Source organism: Flavobacterium piscis, assembly GCF_031457575.1.
GTDB lineage: Bacteria > Bacteroidota > Bacteroidia > Flavobacteriales > Flavobacteriaceae > Flavobacterium > Flavobacterium piscis_A.
Genome location: NZ_JAVDWQ010000012.1, coordinates 34,739 through 57,241, shown reverse-complemented (window position 1 = coordinate 57,241; position 22,503 = coordinate 34,739). Strand labels below are relative to the sequence as shown.

22 protein-coding genes and 1 riboswitch are annotated in these 22,503 nt (G+C 33.4%); of the genes, 14 read left to right on the top strand and 8 right to left on the bottom strand.

The window, feature by feature from the left end:
* The first annotated feature begins 100 nt into the window (after positions 1-100).
* From J2W48_RS16360 to J2W48_RS16340, 5 genes are all read left to right on the top strand, one after another.
* Positions 101-898 carry an adenosylcobinamide-GDP ribazoletransferase gene (locus J2W48_RS16360; protein ID WP_310282741.1) on the top strand — a complete coding sequence of 266 codons (798 nt, stop codon included), beginning with the start codon at positions 101-103 and terminating at the stop codon, positions 896-898.
* Positions 883-1,419 (top strand): alpha-ribazole phosphatase, encoded by a 537-nt coding sequence (cobC, locus tag J2W48_RS16355; protein WP_310282740.1) that lies wholly within the window; start codon positions 883-885, stop codon positions 1,417-1,419. The genes J2W48_RS16360 and cobC overlap by 16 nt, the downstream gene beginning before the upstream one ends.
* A gap of 66 nt (positions 1,420-1,485) precedes the next feature.
* Positions 1,486-1,719, top strand: a riboswitch (cobalamin riboswitch).
* Between the two features lie 27 nt (positions 1,720-1,746).
* The gene (locus tag J2W48_RS16350) at positions 1,747-3,600 is read left to right on the top strand and encodes a TonB-dependent receptor plug domain-containing protein (RefSeq protein ID WP_310282739.1); all 1,854 of its coding nucleotides are present in this window, start codon (positions 1,747-1,749) and stop codon (positions 3,598-3,600) included.
* 4 nt (positions 3,601-3,604) lie between these two features.
* A complete protein-coding gene (locus tag J2W48_RS16345) occupies positions 3,605-4,660 on the top strand; it encodes a YncE family protein (RefSeq protein WP_310282738.1) in 1,056 nt (351 codons plus the stop codon).
* Positions 4,661-4,718: 58 nt separating this feature from the next.
* Positions 4,719-5,687: a T9SS type A sorting domain-containing protein gene (locus J2W48_RS16340; protein ID WP_310282737.1), complete on the top strand. Its 969-nt coding sequence runs from the start codon at positions 4,719-4,721 to the stop codon at positions 5,685-5,687.
* Between the two features lie 74 nt (positions 5,688-5,761).
* Here the strand turns inward: J2W48_RS16340 and J2W48_RS16335 are convergent, their stop codons facing one another.
* Positions 5,762-7,234, bottom strand: a complete 1,473-nt coding sequence (locus J2W48_RS16335; protein ID WP_310282736.1) for a S41 family peptidase — start codon at positions 7,232-7,234, stop codon at positions 5,762-5,764.
* 247 nt (positions 7,235-7,481) lie between these two features.
* On the opposite strand from J2W48_RS16335, the gene J2W48_RS16330 reads away from it, so the two are divergent.
* The 5 genes from J2W48_RS16330 (at position 7,482) to yiaA (ending at position 10,116) form a co-directional block, all read left to right on the top strand.
* Positions 7,482-7,991 carry an RNA polymerase sigma factor gene (locus tag J2W48_RS16330; protein ID WP_310282735.1) on the top strand — a complete coding sequence of 170 codons (510 nt, stop codon included), beginning with the start codon at positions 7,482-7,484 and terminating at the stop codon, positions 7,989-7,991.
* On the top strand, positions 7,978-8,436 hold the full coding sequence (locus tag J2W48_RS16325; protein ID WP_310282733.1) for a hypothetical protein: 459 nt from the start codon (positions 7,978-7,980) through the stop codon (positions 8,434-8,436). The genes J2W48_RS16330 and J2W48_RS16325 overlap by 14 nt, the downstream gene beginning before the upstream one ends.
* A 15-nt stretch (positions 8,437-8,451) precedes the next feature.
* Positions 8,452-9,027 (top strand): DUF4252 domain-containing protein, encoded by a 576-nt coding sequence (locus J2W48_RS16320; RefSeq protein WP_310282732.1) that lies wholly within the window; start codon positions 8,452-8,454, stop codon positions 9,025-9,027.
* 1 nt (position 9,028) lies between these two features.
* Positions 9,029-9,565, top strand: a complete 537-nt coding sequence (locus tag J2W48_RS16315) for a DUF4252 domain-containing protein (RefSeq protein WP_310282731.1) — start codon at positions 9,029-9,031, stop codon at positions 9,563-9,565.
* 152 nt (positions 9,566-9,717) lie between these two features.
* A complete protein-coding gene (yiaA, locus tag J2W48_RS16310) occupies positions 9,718-10,116 on the top strand; it encodes an inner membrane protein YiaA (protein ID WP_310282730.1) in 399 nt (132 codons plus the stop codon).
* A gap of 77 nt (positions 10,117-10,193) precedes the next feature.
* Here yiaA and carB read toward each other — a convergent pair whose 3' ends face one another.
* Positions 10,194-13,049: a carbamoyl-phosphate synthase large subunit gene (gene carB / locus J2W48_RS16305; protein WP_310282729.1), complete on the bottom strand. Its 2,856-nt coding sequence runs from the start codon at positions 13,047-13,049 to the stop codon at positions 10,194-10,196.
* Positions 13,050-13,192: 143 nt separating this feature from the next.
* Positions 13,193-13,354, bottom strand: coding sequence for a 50S ribosomal protein L34 (rpmH, locus tag J2W48_RS16300; RefSeq protein ID WP_008464848.1), 162 nt, complete (start codon positions 13,352-13,354; stop codon positions 13,193-13,195).
* 166 nt (positions 13,355-13,520) lie between these two features.
* Between rpmH and J2W48_RS16295 the strand changes: the two genes are divergently transcribed.
* Positions 13,521-14,036 (top strand): DUF2892 domain-containing protein, encoded by a 516-nt coding sequence (locus J2W48_RS16295; protein ID WP_310282727.1) that lies wholly within the window; start codon positions 13,521-13,523, stop codon positions 14,034-14,036.
* A gap of 221 nt (positions 14,037-14,257) precedes the next feature.
* Here the strand turns inward: J2W48_RS16295 and J2W48_RS16290 are convergent, their stop codons facing one another.
* On the bottom strand, positions 14,258-14,914 hold the full coding sequence (locus J2W48_RS16290) for an alpha/beta hydrolase (protein WP_310282726.1): 657 nt from the start codon (positions 14,912-14,914) through the stop codon (positions 14,258-14,260).
* A 248-nt stretch (positions 14,915-15,162) separates the two neighbouring features.
* On the opposite strand from J2W48_RS16290, the gene J2W48_RS16285 reads away from it, so the two are divergent.
* Positions 15,163-15,447, top strand: a complete 285-nt coding sequence (locus J2W48_RS16285) for a GNAT family N-acetyltransferase (RefSeq protein WP_310282725.1) — start codon at positions 15,163-15,165, stop codon at positions 15,445-15,447.
* A 253-nt stretch (positions 15,448-15,700) separates the two neighbouring features.
* On the opposite strand, the gene J2W48_RS16280 is transcribed toward J2W48_RS16285, so the two are convergent.
* From J2W48_RS16280 to J2W48_RS16265, 4 genes are all read right to left on the bottom strand, one after another.
* A complete protein-coding gene (locus J2W48_RS16280; RefSeq protein WP_310282724.1) occupies positions 15,701-17,335 on the bottom strand; it encodes an ABC-F family ATP-binding cassette domain-containing protein in 1,635 nt (544 codons plus the stop codon).
* A gap of 190 nt (positions 17,336-17,525) precedes the next feature.
* Positions 17,526-18,989: an alanine/glycine:cation symporter family protein gene (locus J2W48_RS16275; RefSeq protein WP_310282723.1), complete on the bottom strand. Its 1,464-nt coding sequence runs from the start codon at positions 18,987-18,989 to the stop codon at positions 17,526-17,528.
* 168 nt (positions 18,990-19,157) lie between these two features.
* Positions 19,158-20,333, bottom strand: coding sequence for a GlmU family protein (locus J2W48_RS16270; protein WP_310282722.1), 1,176 nt, complete (start codon positions 20,331-20,333; stop codon positions 19,158-19,160).
* A 171-nt stretch (positions 20,334-20,504) separates the two neighbouring features.
* Positions 20,505-20,756, bottom strand: a complete 252-nt coding sequence (locus J2W48_RS16265) for a type B 50S ribosomal protein L31 (RefSeq protein ID WP_310282721.1) — start codon at positions 20,754-20,756, stop codon at positions 20,505-20,507.
* Positions 20,757-21,005: 249 nt separating this feature from the next.
* Between J2W48_RS16265 and J2W48_RS16260 the strand changes: the two genes are divergently transcribed.
* Positions 21,006-21,536, top strand: a complete 531-nt coding sequence (locus tag J2W48_RS16260) for a DUF4199 domain-containing protein (RefSeq protein WP_310282720.1) — start codon at positions 21,006-21,008, stop codon at positions 21,534-21,536.
* An 8-nt stretch (positions 21,537-21,544) separates the two neighbouring features.
* Positions 21,545-22,501, top strand: a complete 957-nt coding sequence (locus tag J2W48_RS16255; protein WP_310282719.1) for a glycosyltransferase family 2 protein — start codon at positions 21,545-21,547, stop codon at positions 22,499-22,501.
* Positions 22,502-22,503 lie beyond the last annotated feature (2 nt).

The following is a 22,503-nucleotide window of genomic DNA, read 5'->3' as shown; positions in this document are numbered from 1 at the left end:
ATTTGGCTAAAACCTTTTACTCTATCATTTACATCCTCCAGCTGGAGGATATTCAAAAATATTTTTAAAAATTAAAATTCAACAAAACACAATTTTTTCAATGAAAAAAGAACTGCATATTTTCTTCACTTCCTTAATGTTTTATACCCGAATTCCATGTCCTAAAAACATCGGTCATAATCCGGATTATTTAAACAAGGCAACACGTTACTTTCCTTTAATTGGCTGGATAGTGGGAAGTATTTCTTTTTTAGTATTTTATGTTTTTTCTTTTTTTCTATCCACAGAAATTGCTGTTATTATAGCAATTATTGTTTCTATACTTACAACCGGAGCTTTTCATGAAGATGGTTTTGCTGATGTGTGCGATGGTTTTGGCGGAGGATGGACCAAAGAAAAAATTCTTCTGATTATGAAAGATAGTGCCATTGGTGCCTATGGAGCAATTGGCTTGGTACTACTATTTTTATTGAAATTTAAATTGCTCTCTGAATCTGTTTTGCTCTTTAAAACTGACAATACAAACCCTGTCTTTTTAATTTTTCTACTTTTTATTACGGCACATTCGTTAAGTCGACTAGCAGCAATATCTATTGTTTTCACACATGAATATTCTCGTGATGATGCTACCAGCAAAAGTAAACCTATTGCTAAAAATTATAGTTGGAAAGAAGTTTTGGGTTCTTTTTCCTTTGGACTGCTTCCGTTATTTGTCCTCTCCTATTTTCAATATAAAATGCTGTTTATTTTACTTCCTGTCTTCCTGACACGTTATTTTTTAGCACGCTACTTTCAGAAATGGATTGATGGTTATACCGGAGATTGTTTGGGAGCGACGCAACAAGTCTGTGAAATTATTTATTATTTAAGTCTTCTTTTAATATGGAAATTTATTTAGTCCGCCATACCAAAACGATTTGCGAAAAAGGAATTTGTTACGGACAATCGGATGTGGATTTGGCTGAACCCTTTGAAATTACTTTTGAAGCTATTATTTCACAATTGCCAACAGAAGCCATTATTTTTTCGAGTCCTTTAAAACGCTGCGTTACTTTAGCCCAATATATTCAGACTCATATCAAAACCATTTCTTATCAGGAAGATCGCCGATTAATGGAAATGAATTTTGGGGATTGGGAAATGAAAGCCTGGGATGATATTTCACCTGAACAACTCAATCCATGGATGGAAGATTTCGTCAATACTCGGGTTTCGAATGGTGAATCTTTTGTTGATCTGCACAAAAGGGTTGCTGAATTTTTATCTGAACAGAAATCAAAACAAACCAGTATACCTCTCATCATTGTCGCTCACGCCGGTATTATCCGAAGTTTTTTATGCCATCATTCTTCATTGCCATTAAAAGATGCTTTTCAGAATAAAGTTGGTTTTGGACAGGTTCTGAAAATAAATTTCTAAACCTCTTTTGTTTAGAAATTCTTTTAAAAAGTAAAACAAATTTGATTTTTACATATTTTTAACTTTATATTTGCACCCAATTAAGGTTGTACTTTAAATTTAAAAAGTACATTAAAAGGGAATCAAGTAACTGATTTTAAATGCTTTAAAATCAAAAGTCTTGAGCTGTACCCGCAACTGTAAGCTTAGTTCCGTAACAGGAATGCTTGTTGTTATCTACAAACCACTGTTTGCCGAGGCAAATGGGAAGGTAAACAACAAGACGCAAGCCAGGAGACCTGCCTTTATAACAAATATCGAACTCTCGGGAAAAAGAGTGTAGAAATTATGACTTTAAAAAAATGTATTGTTTTTTGCTTTTTGCTTTTGTGCCAGATTATTTTGGCGCAGAATGACTCTATTACTAAACTGAAAGAAGTTATTGTATCGGATAAAAATCTTAAAAAATTTTCTAATGCACAATCTGTTTTAAAGCTTAACGATTCAATTATCAATAAAAACGAAGCTTTGCTTACTGACTTATTAAATTTCAATTCGACACTTTATTTTAAAGAATACGGACGTGGAATGCTTTCGACAGTTTCTTTCAGAGGCACAACTTCTTCCCAGACTGCGGTAATATGGAACGGAATCAATATCAATTCACAAATGAACGGGAGTACTGATTTTAATACAATTTCAGGTTCCGATTACAATTCAATAAGTGTAAAAGCTGGTGGCGGTAGCGTAATTTACGGTAGTGGCGCTGTTGGGGGAACAGTACATTTAAACAATGATTTGAGTTTTTATAACCGATTTGAAAATAATTTAAAATTGGATTATGGAAGTTTCAATACGATTGGAATTAATTATAAAACCAATATTTCTAATGAAAAATGGAGTACTCAGATTGGATTTTCAAAAAACAGCTCAACTAATGATTATAAATATATTAACAAATACACCTGGAAAGGCGAGCAACGCTGGAACCAAAATGGTCAGTACGATGTAATTACGATGAGTGCCAACTTAGGTTATAAATTTAACACCAGAAACAGTCTTAGGCTATACAGCCAAAACTCAAACACGGATAGAAACACTTCCTTAATCACAGAAACTGAAATACCAAGTAAATACATCAATGGTTTTAATCGCAACTTATTAGAATATGATGGTAATTTTGGCAAGTTCAGCACTAATTTCAAAACAGCTTATATATTCGAAAATTATCAATATTATGCTGATAATTCGACCAATAATTATACATACGGAAAAACAGAAAGTTTAATTACTAAAGCTGATCTTGGGTATATCCTTTTTAAATCAACACAAATAAACGGAATCTTGGATTATAATAAAACCAAAGGTACCGGAAGCGGCTTCGGGACTAATACCCGCGAGATAAGTTCAGCTTCTTTATTAATAAAACAAGATATTTCGACAGACTGGAAAAATGAATTTGGTGTTCGAAAAGAATTCACGGACAATTATAAATCGCCAGTTTTATTCTCTTTAGGTTCGTCTTATCAATTTGGTAAATTATACAATTTGAAATTGAATTTATCCCGAAATTTCCGAATCCCAACTTTTAATGATCTGTATTGGGAAGAAGGTGGAAATCGTGATTTGAAACCCGAAAATTCGTATCAGGCTGAAGTTGGAAACGTGTTTACTTTTAATAACATTACACTTACCCAAACTTTTTATTACATCAAAATAAAAGACTTATTGCAATGGATTCCTGGTAAAAATGGCATTTGGACACCCCAAAATACCGATAAAGTAAACAGTTATGGAGCAGAAACTTTACTAAGCTGGAAAAAGCAATTTGGTAAAAATATTTTTGTCGCCAATGCCACTTATGCTCATACGATTTCAGAAAACATTAACACTAAGAAACAGCTTTTTTTTGTTCCTTTTGATAAAGCAACAGCAGCCATTTCATATGCCAGAAATAGGATTTCAGCCAACTATCAATTTTTATATAACGGTTTTGTTTATACCAGAACCGACAATAATCCTGATGAAATTATAAACAATTACATGATCTCCAATATTGGAATCGATTATGATTTTAGATTTTTGGAATCTTTTAAACTAGGTTTTCAGGTTCTGAATTTATTTAATGAAGCTTACGAAAGCCTGGAAAACCGACCTATGCCGGGTCGCAATTTTAACATGTATTTAACCTTAAAATTTTAATATAATGAAATTTAGTAAATTATTTTTAATAGTACTTACCACCTCAATTTTAGCTTCTTGTTCCAATGACGACAACGAATCTAATGACCCAAAAGGAGTTTATGACAATGGGGTTTTTATTTTGAATGAAGGATCTCAAGCTGAAGGTTCAGTTTCTTTTCTAAGTAATGATTTATCCACATTTACAAAAGACGTATATGGACCAGCTAATAACAACGACATCCCTGGTGGCTATCTGCAAAACATCTTTTTTGATGGTGATAATGCTTATGTTATTTCAGGTGGTTCTAATGTAATTAATGTGGTCAACAGATATACGTTTAAGTTAGTTGGAAAAATAGAAAATGGTCTTAAAAATCCAAGATACGGGGTCGTAAAAGACGGCAAAGCGTATGTAACAAATGCAAATACATATTCATACAATAATCCTGCTACAGGTAACACAGACGATTATGTTGCCATAATTGATTTAAAGACGAATAAATATGAATCTAAAATTGATTTGAATGCAACTGCTAATCGTTTGGTGTTAGAAAATGGAAAACTATACATTACAGAGCCTTATGCAAGTACTAAAATAGTAGTAGTAGATATTGCTGCTAAAAAACTGGAAGCACCAATCGAAATTGGATCAAGTGCTGATTGTATCGAAGAAGAAGATGGCTTCTTATATGTCTTAAGAGGTCCTTCTGGTAACAGAAGTGAAATTGTAAAAGTAAAATTGTCTGATCAATCAATTTCTAAAATTACGTTTCCGGAAGCCTTAGACGGTGCAGGATATTTAGATATTGAAGATGACAAAGTATATTACACGGCAGGAAGTTCAGTTTATGCTATCAATACCAATGCAACAACTGCATCAACTACAGCAATCTTAACAGCTACACTTTCAGCAGAAGGTTATATTTATGGCTTTGCCGTAAATAACAACCGTATCTACATTGCAGACGGTGGTACCTTTGGTTTTGACAGTAAAGCTTATATCTATAATCTTACCGGTACATTAGAAAAAGAAATTATAGTTGGCATAGGACCAAACGGTTTTTATTTTAACAACTAAAAAATAAAGATGCCCTTATTAATAAAAATGTAAGGGCATTTTTTCAATTATATATTCTATGATGAAAAAATTACTTTTTACTTTACTCCTTACAACATCAATGATTTCTGCACAATCTTATGCTCCGGCTGCTGGTCAGCCTGGAAGTACAGCTATTGCAAAGAACAGTTCAGTTTTTATTGGCTGGGCAACAGGCATTACTGTTGTAAGAGGCCCTCAGAATATTACAAACCCAACCGGTCCAACTGCCACTACAGGAACTCCGAGTGATGGAATGAAAGGCGGAATATCAGGAAATAGTGTTGTTAGCCTGGGCGATGGAGGGAGCGCAACCTTAACTTTTGACATACCTATTGCTAATGGGCCAGGATTTGATTTTGCCGTTTTTGAAAATGGTTTTTCTGATACTTTTTTAGAACTGGCTTTCGTGGAAGTAAGCTCAGACGGAATTAACTTTTTTAGATTCCCTTCACACAGCGAGACCCAAACTGCTATATCTGTAGGTGGTTTTGGAAGTGTGGATTGTACATACATTAATAATCTTGCCGGCAAATACAGAGTGGGATTTGGAACTCCGTTTGATTTGTCTGATATTCCTGATAATATATTATTAGACAAAGACAACATTACACATGTAAAAGTAGTTGATGTAATAGGAACAATAGATCTTTTATATGCTTCTTTGGATAGTTATGGAAATATTATTAATGAACAATATCCAACTCCTTTTGCATCCGGAGGATTTGATTTAAGTGGTGTGGGAGTAATCAATCAAAAAACATTAGATAATAAGGATTTCAATTCTGATTCTGTAACATTATACCCAAATCCAGCTTCGGATATTGTTTATCTGAATCACAACGAAGAAAGCAGTATCATAATTTATGACATCACAGGTCAAATTATAAAGCAACTACCTGTTGCCAATCATAAAGAAATTATAGTTTCTGATTTAAACGCTGGAACTTATTTATTTGAAATAAACATTCAGGAAAGAAAAATTGTTAAAAAAATAGTAATTAAATAAATTCTTGCAGAATTAGTTTTTGGATTTGGATTTTGTTAAAAGGCTTTCATTTCTGAAAGCCTTTTTTTTTTAGTCTATTTTAATGCTTTTAAAAGTCCTTCAGGGGCTTTTTCTACATACATCTGATTTCTTATACCTCCCATAGCTTTAGAATCTGTAAAAGTTGGTAATGACTGCCCTCGATTTTGCTGCACTCTCTTTGCTGTGGTCCCGGTAATTTTTGAAATAGCTAAATTAAGCAAAGGTTCTGACTGTTCTCCCAATACATCCATAGTAGAAACATATTCAAGCTGTTGATAAGCTGGCTGTAATCCATCCGTATAATCTCCAAAATCAGACGCATTCACAATTTTTAAAACTAAAGGCTGCATCGCATATTTATGAGCTGGATTCACATTCTTTTTTGTAAATGTCTCAGAATCATATAATGTAATTGAACCTACATTTTTTCCAACGGTTTTATCCCCTATCTGCACTACTGACATATAAGGAATTAATCCGTTAATAACCAATTCACTTGCAGAAGCGGTTCCATCTGTAGTTAAAATATATACTTTAGTTAAATTTAAACTGTTTATAGAAGTTCCATTAATGTTATCAGTAAACCTATTATTAAGCAATTCTAAATCTTCACTCGCGAAATACTCATTAATTTTATCATTCCATTTCTGTTTAGAAAAAATTTGGTTTTTAAACTGACCCGTAATCATACTGGCTAAATAAGTAGCTGTTTGTACAGAACCACCACCATTATATCGCAAATCTAAAACCAAATCAGTAATACCTTCTGATTTTAATTGTGCAAAAGCGGTATTTAGTTGTAAATCATAGTTAGCATAAAATCCATTGTACATTAAATAACCTATTTTATGACTTCCCGAAGTGATTACTTTATTGATGTAAACAGGATTCTCATCTAAAACTGTTTTAGTCAATGAAACCGATTTTCCATTAGGTGTTATCACAGCCCCATTAAGGTCAGCCATATTTAAAGTATAACTATCAGCCCCTAATAAACTTTGATAATTGGATATTGTAAGCTTGGTTCCGTTAATTCCTGTAAAAAGATCACCTCTCTTAATACTTTTTGAAGAAGCATCTGAATTTGGCAGAATGTAACGTACAAAACCAACTAAGTCATTCGACTTTTCTGAAACCCTGCTCAGCCTAAAATCTACACCATCACTTTTTGAGGTTCCTTGAAGTTCCTGTTCTAAAACCGTATAATCATCAACTATCCAGCTAAACCGATCAATTGCACCTCCATTTGGATATTTGCTCTTAGGCTTATTTAACAAATCTTCAAATAAATCTTCTGGTTGTGTATATCCCCTTAAAAAAGAATTTAAAGATTCCTGATTTGCAAAACGTTGATCAGCTAAATTAGGCACATCAGCTTGCCATAAATAATACTGATTTAATCCTTTCCAGATAAAATCATTCACTTTTAAATCTGGCGGAGAGTCAACATCATCCTGATCCTCACAAGATTGCAAAGTAAACATTGCTATAAACAAAAAAATCAGGCTTCTTAATATTAGTTTCATAAAATTTGTTTTCAATAAAATAGTAACGTAAAAATAGTATCTTTAGTTTTAACTATAATAAATTATCTCTTTTTTTTTTACAACATTTTTTCAATGTCATTGTAACAAAAATAAAACTACCTCGTCTTGACTATATAAACTAACAAACAATCATTGAATTATGAAATGACAAGACCGCAAATTGGTCGAAAACATCGATAGAAATATGTAATACATAGGAACGATGAAAATCAATAAATAACCAGACATGAATCAAATTGCATTTATAGAATTAATAAATCCTTTCAAAAACAAAGTCTTTCGTTTAGCTAAACGATTGCTTACGAGTACAGAAGAAGCAGAAGATGCGACTCAGGAAGTGATGGTTAAGTTATGGAATAAAAAAGAAAATTTAGAAAACTATAATAATGTTGAAGCGCTTGCCATGACAATGACCAAAAATTATTGCCTGGATCAATTAAAATCGAAAAGAGCAGATAATCTTAAAATAGTTCATAATAATTATACAGATCGGGAGCCGCAATTAGACAAAAAACTGGAAGATTCCGATAGTCTTGAATGGGTCGAAAAAATAATAAGTCAGTTGCCTGAACAACAGCAAATATTAATTCAGTTACGAGATGTGGAGCAATATGAATTCGACGAAATTGCAAAAATTGTTGATATGAATGAAACGGCTATTCGGGTAGCCCTTTCCAGGGCAAGAAAAAAAATAAGAGAATCAATGATTAATACTCATCAATATGGAATTAGATAAAATAGAAATACTATTAGAAAAATACTTTCAGGGAGAAACCACTATTGCAGAAGAAAACGAATTAAAAGAATATTTTTCTTCATCAAATGTTGCGCAGCATTTACAGCAATATCAACCACTTTTTGGTTATTTCTCTCAGGTAAAAGAACAAAAATCGACGCATGAAATTCCACTACAAACTAAAAAACGAAATGTAGCGTGGTTATCAATTGCGGCCTCTGCTGTTATTTTACTGGGAATTGGAACCTTTTTTTATATAAGCGAAAAAAATACAGCCCCGGTTGTAGCGCAAACAGAATTAGGAACCTATGATAATCCTGAAGAAGCCTTAGCGGCAACGCAAAAAGCTTTGGCTTTATTATCAGACAAAGTAAATGTAGGTATAGAAAGTGTACAATACATTAAAGAATACAACGAATCAAAAAACAAAATTTTCAAACAATAATTAAATAAAATTAACATGAAATCAACGATTAACAAATACAGAAAAAATAATAAAAAAAGCATGAATAAAAATTTAATCATAACAGTAATTTTAGCCTTTTTTACACATGCTTTCTATGCACAAAATGCATTTGATAAATTTGATGGTCTGGACGATGTAACATCAGTAATTGTCAACAAAAAAATGTTTGACATAATGAGTAAGGTAAAAGTGGATTCTTCTGATAAGGAAACTCAACAATACATGGACCTTATTAAAAAGCTCGACAATTTAAAAGTGTTTACTACAAAAAACGCAAAAATTGAAGCCGATATGAAACTTACTGCTGACAAATATATTAAAACAGCAAATTTAGAAGAACTGATGCGTATTAATGACAGCGGAAAAAACGTCAAAATATATGTTAAGTCAGGTGCCACAGACACTAAAATAAAAGAATTATTTATGTTTATTGATGGGGCAAAAAACGATGATACTGTTTTATTATCTTTAACAGGGAACTTTGATTTAAACGAAATTGCTGTCCTTACAGATAAGATGAAATTACCTGGCGGTACAGACTTAAAAAAAGCCTCTAAAGGCAAAAAGTAATATGAAAGCTAATGTTTTTACCTCAGCACTTTTAGTATTGCTAACTTTAATAAGTTGTAATACTGAGCCTTCACTGCAAAAATATTTTGTAGAAAATACAGAAAATAAAGATTTTATTGCACTTGATGTTTCGACCAATATTTTAAATGTTGACAAGGCAAAATTATCCACAGAACAAACTGAAGCTTTAAATTCGTTTGATAAAATGAACATACTGGCTTTTAAGGCAAATGATAAAAATCAGGCACAATTTGAAACAGAAAGAGCTAAAGTAAAAGCGATTTTAAAAAATCCTAAATATCAGGAATTAATGAAGGTTGGTTCTGGAAAAGATGGTGCTTCTGTAAGTTTTATTGGCACTGATGATAACATCGAAGAATTTGTAATTTTTGCCAACAGAAAAGAAAATGGTTTTGCCGTAGTCCGTGTTTTAGGGAAAAAGATGAATCCAAATAATATTATGACTTTAATGTCAGTTTTGAAAGAATCAAAAATCGATATGGAACAATTAAAACCTTTACAGGAATTGATTAAATAATACATTTTGGGTTAAAATAAGAAGCTCCTGGTTTAGGGGCTTTTTTGTTACATGTATTTGAAAGATTATACTTTGTAATTTCATGCTGTTTTATTTTAATGTGAACCAAATTTAATTATATTTGCTTATAACCAAAAACTAGATTATTAAACATGGTACAAAAAACATCAAATGCCTTTATAGCGGCATCATGGGTAGCTCTTGGAGCAGGAACAATCGGATTTATAGTTGGACTTGCAAGAGCTGAAATGCTATTAAACGAAAAAGGTTACTATTTCACTGTTTTAATGTTTGGTCTTTTCGCTGTTGTTTCACTCCAAAAAAGCGTTAGGGACCGACTTGAAAATTTTCCTGTAACAGACATGTATTATGGCATTTGCTGGTTTGGAACACTTTTGTCAATTGTACTTTTAGTTGTTGGACTTTGGAATGCTACTATTTTACCAAGCGAAAAAGGGTTTTATGCTTTTGCTTTTTTATTAGCCTTGTTTGGTGCTATTTCAGTACAAAAGAATACAAGAGATAATATGTCATTCAACCAAAATGCATAAAATTTAATATTATTTATTAAATACAAAAAGCCTCAAAATCTAAATTTTGAGGCTTTTTATATAATTAGGATTTGAGGTTATTTACTCAAATACATTTTTCTTCTAGAATACAATTCGTAAAACTGATCATCTTTCAAATCATCAATAAACAAAATACTTTCTCCTGTGGATTTCATCTCCGGTCCTAATGCTTTATTTACATTCTGGAACTTGCTGAAAGAGAAAACAGGCTGTTTGATTGCATATCCTTTTAATTGTGGATTAAAGTCAAAGTCCGTTACTTTATTATGTCCTAACATTACTTTTGTAGCGTAGTTTACATAAGGCTCTCCATATGCTTTTGCAATAAATGGTACTGTTCTCGAAGCTCTGGGATTTGCCTCGATAATATAAACCGTATCATCTTTTATCGCAAACTGAATATTGATTAAACCTACTGTTTTTAAAGCTTTAGCAATTTTAACTGTGTGATCTTTGATTTGTTGCATTACGAATTCTCCTAAGTTGAAAGGAGGTAAAGTCGCATTACTATCTCCAGAGTGAACTCCGCAAGGTTCTATATGCTCCATTATTCCAATGATATATACATTGCCATCAGCATCACAAATTGCATCGGCTTCAGCTTCGATTGCTCCTGCCAAATAATGATCTAACAACAATTTATTACCCGGGATCGATTTCAATAAATTGATAACGTGCTCTTCTAATTCTTTTTTGTTAATTACGATTTTCATTCCCTGACCTCCTAACACATAAGAAGGACGAATCAATAAAGGAAAATCTAAAGTATCTGCCAAAGCAGAAGCTTCGTCAGCCGTTTCTGCAATTCCGAATTGTGGGAAAGGAATTTTTAATTCTGTCAATAAATCTGAAAAACGACCTCTGTCTTCGGCCAAATCAAGTGCATCAAAACTGGTTCCGATAATTTTCACTCCGTATTTAGACAATTTTTCAGCCAATTTCAAAGCCGTCTGACCACCTAACTGTACAATAACACCTTCCGGTTTTTCATGCTGAATGATGTCATAAATATGTTCCCAGAAAACAGGTTCGAAATATAATTTGTCAGCCGTATCAAAATCAGTTGAAACGGTTTCAGGATTACAGTTAATCATAATAGTTTCGTAACCACACTCTTTCGCTGCCAAAACGCCGTGCACACAAGAATAATCAAACTCAATTCCTTGTCCAATTCGATTTGGTCCTGAACCTAAAACAATGATTTTCTTTTTATCTGTTACAATGCTTTCGTTATCTACGTAACGCTCACCGTTTGCTTTTTCGATTTCAGCTTCAAAAGTGGAATAGTAATAAGGCGTCTGTGCTTTAAATTCAGCTGCACAAGTATCAACCAGTTTAAACACACGGTTGATTTTCTGATCCATGCGTAAAGTATGCACTTCACTTTCCAGACAGTTCATCATATGTGCAATTTGTCTGTCGGCAAAACCTTTTTGTTTCGCTTCAAGCAACAACTCTTTTGGAAGATTTGAAATTTTATAATTTGAAATTTCTTTTTCTAAAGTATAAAGTTCTTCGTATTGCTTTAAGAACCACATATCGATTTTTGTGATTTCATGAATACGGCTCAACGGAATTCCCATTGCAATCGCATCATAAATTACAAAAACACGGTCCCAACTTGCAAAAGTCAGTTTCTCGATAATTTGCTCGTAATCTTTATATCCTTTTCCGTCAGCTCCTAAACCATTTCTTTTAATCTCTAAAGATTGGGTTGCTTTGTGTAATGCTTCCTGGAACGAACGTCCAATTCCCATTACTTCACCAACAGATTTCATCTGAAGTCCTAAAGTTCTGTCGGCACCTTCAAATTTATCGAAGTTCCAACGTGGTATTTTTACAATTACATAATCCAAAGTAGGTTCAAAAAGAGCCGAAGTTGATTTTGTAATTTGATTTTGCAACTCATCTAAATTGTATCCTAAAGCCAGTTTAGAAGCAATTTTTGCGATTGGATATCCAGTTGCTTTTGAAGCCAAAGCAGATGAACGGGACACACGAGGATTAATCTCGATAGCCACGATATCTTCTTTTTCATCTGGAGAAACTGCGAATTGTACATTACAACCGCCTGCAAAGTTTCCGATACTGCGCATCATCAGAATAGCATAGTCACGTAATCTCTGGAAAGTGGTATCAGATAAAGTCATTGCCGGTGCAACCGTAATTGAATCTCCCGTATGAATTCCCATCGGATCCATATTTTCGATTGAACAGATAATTACGACATTATCATTTTTATCTCTTAAAAGCTCCAATTCATATTCTTTCCAGCCTAATAACGCCTTATCAATCAATACTTCATGTATTGGCGACATTTCTAATCCGTAGGTTAGCTTTTCATCAAATTCTTCTTTGCTGTGCACAAAAGCAGCTCCGGTTCCACCCAGTGTAAACGAAGGACGAATTACTAACGGAAACCCAAATTCCTGAGCAATTTCTTTTCCTTCAAGGAATGATGTAGCCGTTTTTGCCGGTGCAGTAGGAACATTTATTTTTGCCAAAAGCTGTTTGAACTGCTCTCTGTCTTCGGTAATATTAATTGCGTTTACATCAACACCTATTAATCGGACTCCGAAATCCTGCCAAATTCCCTTTTCATCTGCTTCCAGACACAGGTTCAAAGCCGTCTGTCCTCCCATTGTTGGCAAAACAGCATCAATTTGCGGATGCTCCTTTAGAATTTCAATAATCGATTTTGTTGTTAATGGCTTCAAATAAATATGATCAGCCATGGTTGGGTCAGTCATAATCGTTGCTGGATTCGAGTTGATCAGGATAACTTCAATTCCTTCTTCACGAATAGAACGTGCAGATTGGGATCCTGCATAATCAAACTCGCAAGCTTGACCAATAACGATAGGTCCTGAACCTATTATTAAAACCGATTTTATTGATGTGTCTTTAGGCATTTTAATTGTATTGTGTAGTTATATATTTTTTAAATCTGCAGCAGTTTGTTAAAAACCAGATTTTTAACCCCTTTTTTTACTGACAAGGTATAAAAAAAGGCGATACTAAAAAAAGTAACGCCTTATTTATGTTTATAGAAACATTATTTTTTGTGTCTAGGTTCGCTAGAAACAGTCAATTTATGTCTTCCTTTAGCTCTTCTACGCGCTAGAACTTTTCTTCCATTCGCAGAAGCCATTCTGTCCATAAATCCGTGCTTATTTCTTCTTTTTCTTTTCGATGGTTGAAACGTTCTTTTGCTCATTGCTTTGTATCTTTAAAATGGTATCTATTTTCTTCTTTTAGTTTTTGAATATCGTTATTCTAAAACCGAGTGCAAATATACAAAGACTTTTTTTTCTGGCAAGTACTTTAATAAAAATATTTTTAATTCATTTTACTATATTTGCAGTTACAAATATACACCTATTATGTTTCACAAAAATATTAAACTTATTTTAGCCGGACTTCTTGTAGTCGCTGGCATTTGGCAATTTACAGAAAGTAATATCGGGAATGGAATTTTCCTTATTTTACTAACTGCAATTCCGATTTTTCTTTACTTCAAAAACGAATTTATCCTTTTGGCTTTCCTTAAATTAAGAAAACAAGACTTCGAAGGAGCTAAAAAATGGCTGGCATACATTAAAAAACCTGAAACGGCATTAGTAAGAAAACAACAAGGATATTTTAATTACCTACACGGAATCATGTTATCACAGACTAATATCAACCAGGCCGAAAAACATTTCAAAAAAGCAATCGAACTTGGCTTATCAATGGATATGGATTTAGCTGTAGCAAAATTAAACCTTGCCGGAGTTGCCATGTCACGCAGAAGAAAACTGGAAGCAACTAATTTATTAAATGAAGCTAAAAAGCTAGACAAGCAAGGAATGCTGAAAGAACAGATCACGATGATGAAAGAGCAAATGAAGAAAATCTAATGATTTTTTTTTAATTCCAATATTTAATCCCAAATTTCAAAAGAGTTTGGGATTTTTTAATTTAGAGTTGAGCCTTTAGTTTTTTTGACGACGAAATGACGTGATTGAACAGAGAATATACTCGCAGCAGATCTATATTGAAGTTTAAACTTCGAAAAAAGATTTACAGCTTGCACCATTGGAATCTGGAATTTAAAAAATTGAAAGTTCTTTAAAAGTTCCTAATCTAAAATAATCGAAGGCAAATTCTCATTCAGCCATTTGTATTTATTCAGAATCATAATATGGGTTCCTCCTTTTACCACTATACATTTCTTAATATATTTTATAGGAAAAATATCATCCTGATCACCATGAATATGAATTACATTTTCATCAATTTCGTATCTGTCCCATAAAATCACCGTTTCAACTGCCCATTGCAAATAATCGATATCACGCATGGCAAGAAACTTTTCATATAATTGAATACGTTTATTGATTTTTTCACCAAAGGAAAACTTGGCTAAATTTTCAATATTCAGCAATAATTTCATCGGAATCAGCTTATAAATCTTGGTTGTTTTCCCGATTTTCATTCTACGGGGAAATTCGGCATTACACCTGACACTCGAAATAACAATAACCTTTCTCGCTTTAATATGCTTAGACATTTCCTGTACCAAAATTCCCCCGAAAGAAACTCCTATCAAAACAGGATTTTGATGTTTTATTTTTTTAGTTATCCGAAGGGCATAATCTGATAAGGATTCTTTTTTAAGAGGAACTTCCCACTCCAGCAGGCAAATTTCAAAAACCGATTCATCCAGAACAATTCGTTCAAAAATTGAAGGACTTGCAGCCAGACCAGGCATAAAATACACGGGAATTCTATCCATATAATTTTAAAATTAATTCGTCCCTAAAATTACTTTTTTTTTAATGAAATGCGGTAAAGTTTCACAAGTCATATTAGCATTATTTTTTACATCGTCACTACTATCTAAAAACAGGGTTAATCTGATATTCCGAAATAATTCAATATTGAAAATCAATTGATTACCTTTGTAGTCAGAATTACACATTTTCACGTTAATTCTTTTTTTTCAAATACCACCTAAATAAATAATCTTAGACCGATTCTATTATGGAAATCAAAGACAATGCTTTTGCCCGACAATTTGAAACCTCATCACCAACTGGACTGGTAACAATTGAATATTCATTTCAGGAAAAGAAGATTTTTTTAACCAAAATCAACACTCCGGATTCCTTTCAGGATGATGAATTGGTATCTGATATGCTAAAAAAAATCATGGAATTATCAATTGAAAAAAAGTTAAAAGTCGTTCCAATTCATCCTAAAATTGTAGTTTTTTTCAAAAAAAACCCAGTTTACAAAGAATTACTTCCTCCCGGAATTCGCTTATAATTTCAAAAAAAAACACAAGAATCAACGTGAGCACTGAAAAAGTCCTCTAAAATCAAAAGGCAGTTTTAAAAAAAATAAAATGGGAGATCTAAGATTCGTCTGTACGAAAGTACTCTCCATCTCCTATCCGAGCGAGTACTACAAAAAAAAGAGGCTGTTTTCAATATAGAAAACAGCCTCTTTTGATAAACATCTACTTTTTCAGTACCCTCGAATCAACTTGTGCTTTTTTTGAACTGATATACTTTGAAAGTTATTTTTCGATTTCCTTCATTGAATCCATTTTCTTATGTGCCAAGAATCCAGCCACATCTTCAAAATGCTCTTTTACACGTTTGTTTCCAAATTCAAAAACCTTAGTCGCCAATCCGTCAAGGAAATCACGGTCATGAGAAACCAAAATTAAGGTGCCGTCGAAATCGCGCAACGCATCTTTAATGATGTCTTTAGTCTTCATATCTAAATGATTCGAAGGCTCATCCAGAATTAACAAATTAACAGGCTCCAGCAATAATTTTATCATAGCCAAACGTGTTTTTTCACCTCCGGAAAGCACTTTTACTTTTTTGGTAATATCATCACCCTGAAACATAAACGCCCCCAAAATATTTTTAATCTGAGTTCTAACGTCTCCAACAGCAATATTATCAATAGTTTCAAAAATAGTAGCATTTTCATCTAACAATGAAGCCTGGTTCTGTGCAAAATAGCCAATTTGAGAATTATGACCAATCTCTACACTTCCTTCATCAATGCCAATTTCTTTCATGATCGCCTTGATCATAGTCGATTTTCCTTCACCATTTTTTCCAACAAAAGCTACTTTCTGACCTCTTTCGATCACAATATTGGCATCTTTAAAAACAACATGATCACCGTATGATTTAGAAAGATCTTTTACCACAACAGGGTATTGTCCTGAACGCGCTGCCGGCGGGAATTTTAATTTTAATGCTGAATTATCAACTTCATCAACCTGTACAATAACCAACTTTTCGAGCATCTTAACACGTGACTGAACTGCATCTGTTTTAGAAAACGTTCCTTTAAAACGATCAATAAAAGTCCTGTTGTCAGCTATCATTTTTTGCTGCTCATCATATGCTTTTTGCTGATGTACACGACGATCTTTTCTAAGTTCTAAATAATGAGAATATTTGGCTTTGTAGTCGTAAATTCTTCCCATTGTAACCTCGATGGTACGATTGGTAATATTATCTACAAACGCCCTGTCATGTGAAATAACCACAACTGCTTTTGCCTGGTTAATTAAAAAATCTTCTAACCACTGAATGCTTTCAATATCCATGTGGTTGGTTGGCTCATCCAGTAAAATTAAATCTGGTTTTTGTAATAAAATTTTAGCAAGCTCAATACGCATCCTCCATCCTCCTGAAAATTCAGAAGTCTGGCGTATAAAATCTTCACGCTCAAAACCCAATCCAACTAAAATTTTTTCAACTTCAGCTTCGTAATTTACTTCTTCAATCGCATAATATTTCTCGCTTAAATCAGAAACTCTTTCAATCAGTTTCATATAAGCATCACTTTCATAATCCGTGCGAATAGTAAGTTGCTCATTGATTTCATCAATCTCCGCTTTCATTTTAAAAACTTCACCAAAAGCCTTAGACGCTTCCTCCATTACAGTAGAACCGTCTTTCGTCAATAAATGCTGAGGCAAATAAGCCACAACAGCATCTTTTGGTGTAGAAATACTACCTGTCGAAGGTTTACTTTGACCGGCAATTATTTTTAGAAGTGTCGATTTTCCCGCACCATTTTTACCCATAAGGGCAATTTTATCATTTTCATTGATAGCAAAAGAAACATCGCTGAATAATGTAGTTCCACCAAACTGAACCGAAATATCGTTAACTGTAATCATTTAGATTTTTAAATTTTAGACTGCTTAGATTTTTAGATTCTCAGCAAGTATTTTTTTTGAAGGTGCAAAGATAGATTAATTAAAGAATTAGGCAATCAGATAATTACATAGTTTAGAAGAATATCTGTCATGCAGTAAAAAACCGATAAAAATTAATTCTATCGGTTTCAGTTTTTAGCGAATTAAAAGATTACGATTTTACATCTTCCCTTATTTCGTTCCAAATTGGTGCATTGTCAACACCAATATGCTCAGGATTAAAAACAGGATCCAAACCTTCTTTTTTCTGTTTTTCATAATCTTTTAAAGCTGCCAATGCTGGTTTTTGTAATAAGAAAATAGCAATAATATTAAACCAGGCCATTAATCCAACTCCCAGATCTCCTATCTCCCAAGCTATTTTTGCGGTATTGATACTTCCGTAAATAATCACCAAAATCATTACTACGCGCAAAATATGGTTCATAATTGGCGATTTTGTATTTTTAGTTAAATATGAAATATTTGTTTCTGCAATATAATAATAGGCTAATATTGTCGTAAAAGCAAAGAAAAACAAAGCAACAGCTACAAAATAAGAACCAAATCCGGGAAAGACACTATCCATAGCACTTTGGGTAAAACCAGCTCCTGCTGTTACATCGCTTACTCCCTTATATAAGAATTTTGAAGCATTACCTGTCCCAAAAGCAGGATTTAGTACGTTATAAGTCCCCGTAATTAATATCATGAATCCGGTTGCACTACAAACCAGGAGTGTGTCAACATAGACAGAAAAAGCCTGAACCAAACCTTGCTTAGCAGGATGCGAAACATTGGCAGCAGCTGCAATATGAGGTGCAGAACCCTGTCCTGCTTCATTAGAATAAATTCCTCTTTTTACTCCCCATTGAATGGCCAGACCGAATACCGCACCAAAACCGGCTTCCTGACCAAAAGCACTTTTAAAAATTAATGAGATAACATCCGGCAATTTATTGAAATCAATCGCTATGATAACAACAGAAGCAATAATGTAGCCTATTGCCATAAAAGGGACAACCAGTTCTGTGAATTTTGCGATACGTTTTACACCTCCAAAAACGATAGCTGCAAAAATTACTGACACCACTAATCCTGTAATCCAGGGAGCTAATTGAAACGCATTTTGCACTCCTTCAGCAACAGAATTAGCCTGAACTCCGGGCAATAAAACCCCCATTGCAACAGCTGAAACTACAGCAAACAAAACAGCAAACCATTTTACCCGCAAACCTCTCTCTATATAAAAAGCTGGCCCTCCACGAAGCAGCCCTTTATTCTCTTCTTTATAAATCTGAGCTAAAGTTGCCTCTACAAAAGCTGTGCTTGCACCTAAAAAAGCCACTATCCACATCCACAATAACGCACCAGGTCCGCCAACCGCAATAGCAGTTGCTACACCCGCTATATTTCCTGTCCCTACCCTGCCAGCTAACGACATAGACAAGGCCTGAAAAGAAGACACTCCAGATTCTGAACTTTTTCCATCAAATAACAAACGAAACATTTCTTTAAAATGTCGTACTTGTAAAAATCGGGTTCGCAATGAAAAATAAAGACCTGCCCCCAGACATAAAACAATTAAAGCATTACTCCAGATAATGCCATTTAAGAACCCAACAACTTCTTCCATAAATTTATTTATTATTATCAAAAATGCAACAAAATCTCTTAAAAGAAAAAAAATATGACGTAAAAATAACAATTGCAGACAGAGAGAACCGACAGAACCTACTAAAAATAAAAATGCTTTAAGAATTTAAACTTCCTAAAGCATTCTCATATCTAATTGTTTTTTCCTCTAATCTTTTCTCCACTTTTTTGTTTCTTCAAAAATGTGCTCTAAAATAGCGGCCTCGGTTTCATCAAATTCTACATTTCTGCGTCCCATTACCAGCTTTGCTGTTTCAAAAGCTTTTTTGGTTATGTATGTCGTAAAACCGGCTGCACCTCCCCATGAAAAACTGGGAACAAAATTTCGTGGAAAACCACTCCCAAAAATATTAGCGCTCACTCCCACTACTGTTCCAGTATTAAACATCGTATTGATTCCACATTTGCTATGGTCTCCCATCATTAAACCACAAAACTGAAGTCCGGTTTTAGCAAAACCTTCGATCTCATAACTCCATAATTTTACTTCTTCGTAGTTGTTTTTCAGGTTTGAGTTGTTGCTGTCGGCACCAATATTACACCATTCACCCAAAACGGAATCTCCTAAAAATCCGTCATGCCCTTTGTTTGAATTCGCAAAAAGAACTGAATTTTTAACCTCCCCTCCTATTCTTGATCCTGGCCCAACGGTTGTAGCTCCGTAGACCTTAGCGTTTATTTTTACCTGCGCATTTTCGCATAAAGCAAAAGGCCCGCGAATTACGGTTCCTTCCATAATTTCGGTATTTTTACCTATATATATTGGCCCGGTAGATGCGTTTAAAGTCACGAACTCTAATTTTGCACCTTCTTCAATAAATATATTTTCAGGCGCTATAACATTTACGCTTTTTGGAATTGGCTGTGATTTTCTTTCTTCTGTTAAATAATTAAAATCTTCACGAATAGCTGCGTCGTTTTTCGAAAAAATATCCCAGGTGTGTTCAACCGTTAAAGCATCTTCGTTATATTGAATGATTTCATACAAATCAAAATCAACTTCTTCCTGGTTTTCGGTCGTAAAAAAAGCGATAACATCATCTCCTTTAAAGATTGCCTGATTTACTGTTAGATTAGAAACTATTTCAGCAAGTGTGTCATTGGGTAAATATGCAGCATTGATCATTACATTTTCTTCTAATTCCACCATTGGGAATTTTTTAGAAAGATAATCCTCAGTAATTGTAGTTATAGTGGAGCCCAAACGCGTTTCCCATTTTTGGCGAATCGTCATAATCCCGATTAGAATATCAGCCACCGGTCTCGTAAAAGTAAAAGGTAATAAAGCATTCCGGACAGGGCCGTCAAAAAGAATATAATTCATAAATAAAAAATTTGGTACTTGTTAAAATCCTGATTTGGTTATCAGGTTCAAAGTTACAAATATTTTATGGGTTTCATTAAAAGTGTCGTTTACTAAATCGCTTTGGAATTGAGGAAAGTCCATAAAAAAAGCCTTCCGGTTGGGAAGGCTTTATATAAGTAAAAATAGCTATTATTTAGCGTGTTTTGCATATTTAGTTTTAAATTTATCAATACGTCCTGCTGTATCGATAAGTTTAGATTTACCAGTATAAAAAGGGTGAGATGTTCTTGAAATCTCCATTTTTACAACTGGATACTCAACTCCGTCAACTTCAATTGTTTCTTTTGTATCTGCAGTAGATTTAGTAATAAAAACTTCGTCATTAGACATGTCTTTAAATGCAACTAATCTGTAATTTTCCGGGTGGATTCCTTTTTTCATCTTTTCTTTTATTTATTGTTTAGAGCATTTTTATTTTGAAGCTTTTTCATGGTTAGAAAAAAGGTGTAAACAAAGGATACTCTTTTTTATTTAAAACTTTTAATTATTTTGAGTTTGCAAATTTACAATTCTTTTTTAATATACAAATGTTTAACTCACTTTTTTTTAGTTAAATTCAAAAAGCTTTTTTATCTTCGAATATATTGGGAATTGCTATATTTGTGGATTAATTTTAAACACATAGAAAATATGATTAATGAAGTTATAAAAAAGAACGGAATTGCATATGGTGTAATGATTGGAATTGCATCAGCATTAATTACTGCTACAATCTATGCGGTTGATTTAAGTTTATTCACTTCATGGTGGATGGGACTTATAGGTATAGCCATAAGTATAACTATAAGCATCATTTTACTTTCTAAAACTAAGAGAGAACTAAATGGTATTTTTACTTTCAAAGAAGCTTTTACTACTTATTTTATAGCAGCCGTAATTGGTATCCTGATTTCTACTTTTTTTAATATTATTTTATTTAACGTTATTGATCCAGGCGCTAAAGATACTTTAAGCGAATTAATAATCAAATATACAGTAGAAATGATGCAAAAATTTGGGTCGCCTGCTTCGGTTATCAATGAAACTGTTGATAAAATGAAATTAAGCAATCCATATTCTGCCATCGAATTATTAAAAGGTTCTGTTTTCGCAATAGTAATTAGCTCAATTTTTGGATTAATTTTCGCAGCCTTTTTTAAAAGCAAACCTACTCAAGAATAAAAAAATAAATGAATTTATCTATACTCATACCGCTTCTGAATGAAGAGGAATCACTGAAAGAACTCTATTCGTGGATTATTAAAGTGATGCAATCCAACAATTACTCTTATGAAATCATTTTTGTAGATGATGGAAGTACGGATGATTCCTGGAATATTATTGAAAGTTTTTCGAATGAGAATTCAAATGTAAAAGGTATTCGGTTCATGAAAAATTTTGGAAAATCACAGGCTTTACATGCCGGTTTTGCAAAAGCCAAAGGCGATGTCATTATTACAATGGATGCCGATTTGCAAGACAGCCCGGATGAAATTCCGGGATTGTACGAAATGATTACTGCCCAGAAATTTGATTTGGTTTCTGGCTGGAAAAAGAAACGCTACGACTCTGTTGTGGCAAAAAACCTGCCTTCTAAGTTGTTTAACTGGGCAGCCAGAAAAACTTCGGGTGTTGAACTGAATGATTTTAACTGTGGATTAAAGGCGTATAAAAACACGGTTATAAAAAATATCGAAGTTTCGGGAGAGATGCACCGGTACATTCCGGTTCTGGCAAAAAATGCCGGTTTTAATAAAATCGGAGAAAAAATTGTGATACATCAGGCACGTAAATACGGCGAAACCAAATTTGGAATGGAACGTTTCATAAACGGTTTCCTGGATTTGATTACCATTTGGTTTTTGTCTCGATTTGGAAAAAGACCCATGCACTTATTTGGAGCAATTGGTTCGGTAATGTTTATTATCGGATTTTTATCTGCTATTTATATTGGAGCTTCAAAACTGTACTATGTGTATAATGGTATGCGATACAGCCTCGTTACCAATAATCCGTGGTTTTTTATTGCTTTAACAACCATGATTTTAGGAACTCAATTGTTTCTTGCCGGATTTTTGGGCGAAATTATCCTTCGCACTAAAAACAACGAAGAGCGTTATAAGGTATCCCGAGAAGTTAATTTTTAATA

What these genes read in the sequence shown, in the direction of transcription:
- J2W48_RS16360 (WP_310282741.1), top strand. Translation starts at nt 101, where the DNA reads ATGAAAAAAGAACTGCATATTTTCTTCACTTCCTTAATGTTTTATACC.
- cobC (WP_310282740.1), top strand. Translation starts at nt 883, where the DNA reads ATGGAAATTTATTTAGTCCGCCATACCAAAACGATTTGCGAAAAAGGA.
- J2W48_RS16350 (WP_310282739.1), top strand. Translation starts at nt 1,747, where the DNA reads ATGACTTTAAAAAAATGTATTGTTTTTTGCTTTTTGCTTTTGTGCCAG.
- J2W48_RS16345 (WP_310282738.1), top strand. Translation starts at nt 3,605, where the DNA reads ATGAAATTTAGTAAATTATTTTTAATAGTACTTACCACCTCAATTTTA.
- J2W48_RS16340 (WP_310282737.1), top strand. Translation starts at nt 4,719, where the DNA reads ATGATGAAAAAATTACTTTTTACTTTACTCCTTACAACATCAATGATT.
- J2W48_RS16335 (WP_310282736.1), bottom strand. Translation starts at nt 7,234, where the DNA reads ATGAAACTAATATTAAGAAGCCTGATTTTTTTGTTTATAGCAATGTTT.
- J2W48_RS16330 (WP_310282735.1), top strand. Translation starts at nt 7,482, where the DNA reads ATGAATCAAATTGCATTTATAGAATTAATAAATCCTTTCAAAAACAAA.
- J2W48_RS16325 (WP_310282733.1), top strand. Translation starts at nt 7,978, where the DNA reads ATGGAATTAGATAAAATAGAAATACTATTAGAAAAATACTTTCAGGGA.
- J2W48_RS16320 (WP_310282732.1), top strand. Translation starts at nt 8,452, where the DNA reads ATGAAATCAACGATTAACAAATACAGAAAAAATAATAAAAAAAGCATG.
- J2W48_RS16315 (WP_310282731.1), top strand. Translation starts at nt 9,029, where the DNA reads ATGAAAGCTAATGTTTTTACCTCAGCACTTTTAGTATTGCTAACTTTA.
- yiaA (WP_310282730.1), top strand. Translation starts at nt 9,718, where the DNA reads ATGGTACAAAAAACATCAAATGCCTTTATAGCGGCATCATGGGTAGCT.
- carB (WP_310282729.1), bottom strand. Translation starts at nt 13,049, where the DNA reads ATGCCTAAAGACACATCAATAAAATCGGTTTTAATAATAGGTTCAGGA.
- rpmH (WP_008464848.1), bottom strand. Translation starts at nt 13,354, where the DNA reads ATGAGCAAAAGAACGTTTCAACCATCGAAAAGAAAAAGAAGAAATAAG.
- J2W48_RS16295 (WP_310282727.1), top strand. Translation starts at nt 13,521, where the DNA reads ATGTTTCACAAAAATATTAAACTTATTTTAGCCGGACTTCTTGTAGTC.
- J2W48_RS16290 (WP_310282726.1), bottom strand. Translation starts at nt 14,914, where the DNA reads ATGGATAGAATTCCCGTGTATTTTATGCCTGGTCTGGCTGCAAGTCCT.
- J2W48_RS16285 (WP_310282725.1), top strand. Translation starts at nt 15,163, where the DNA reads ATGGAAATCAAAGACAATGCTTTTGCCCGACAATTTGAAACCTCATCA.
- J2W48_RS16280 (WP_310282724.1), bottom strand. Translation starts at nt 17,335, where the DNA reads ATGATTACAGTTAACGATATTTCGGTTCAGTTTGGTGGAACTACATTA.
- J2W48_RS16275 (WP_310282723.1), bottom strand. Translation starts at nt 18,989, where the DNA reads ATGGAAGAAGTTGTTGGGTTCTTAAATGGCATTATCTGGAGTAATGCT.
- J2W48_RS16270 (WP_310282722.1), bottom strand. Translation starts at nt 20,333, where the DNA reads ATGAATTATATTCTTTTTGACGGCCCTGTCCGGAATGCTTTATTACCT.
- J2W48_RS16265 (WP_310282721.1), bottom strand. Translation starts at nt 20,756, where the DNA reads ATGAAAAAAGGAATCCACCCGGAAAATTACAGATTAGTTGCATTTAAA.
- J2W48_RS16260 (WP_310282720.1), top strand. Translation starts at nt 21,006, where the DNA reads ATGATTAATGAAGTTATAAAAAAGAACGGAATTGCATATGGTGTAATG.
- J2W48_RS16255 (WP_310282719.1), top strand. Translation starts at nt 21,545, where the DNA reads ATGAATTTATCTATACTCATACCGCTTCTGAATGAAGAGGAATCACTG.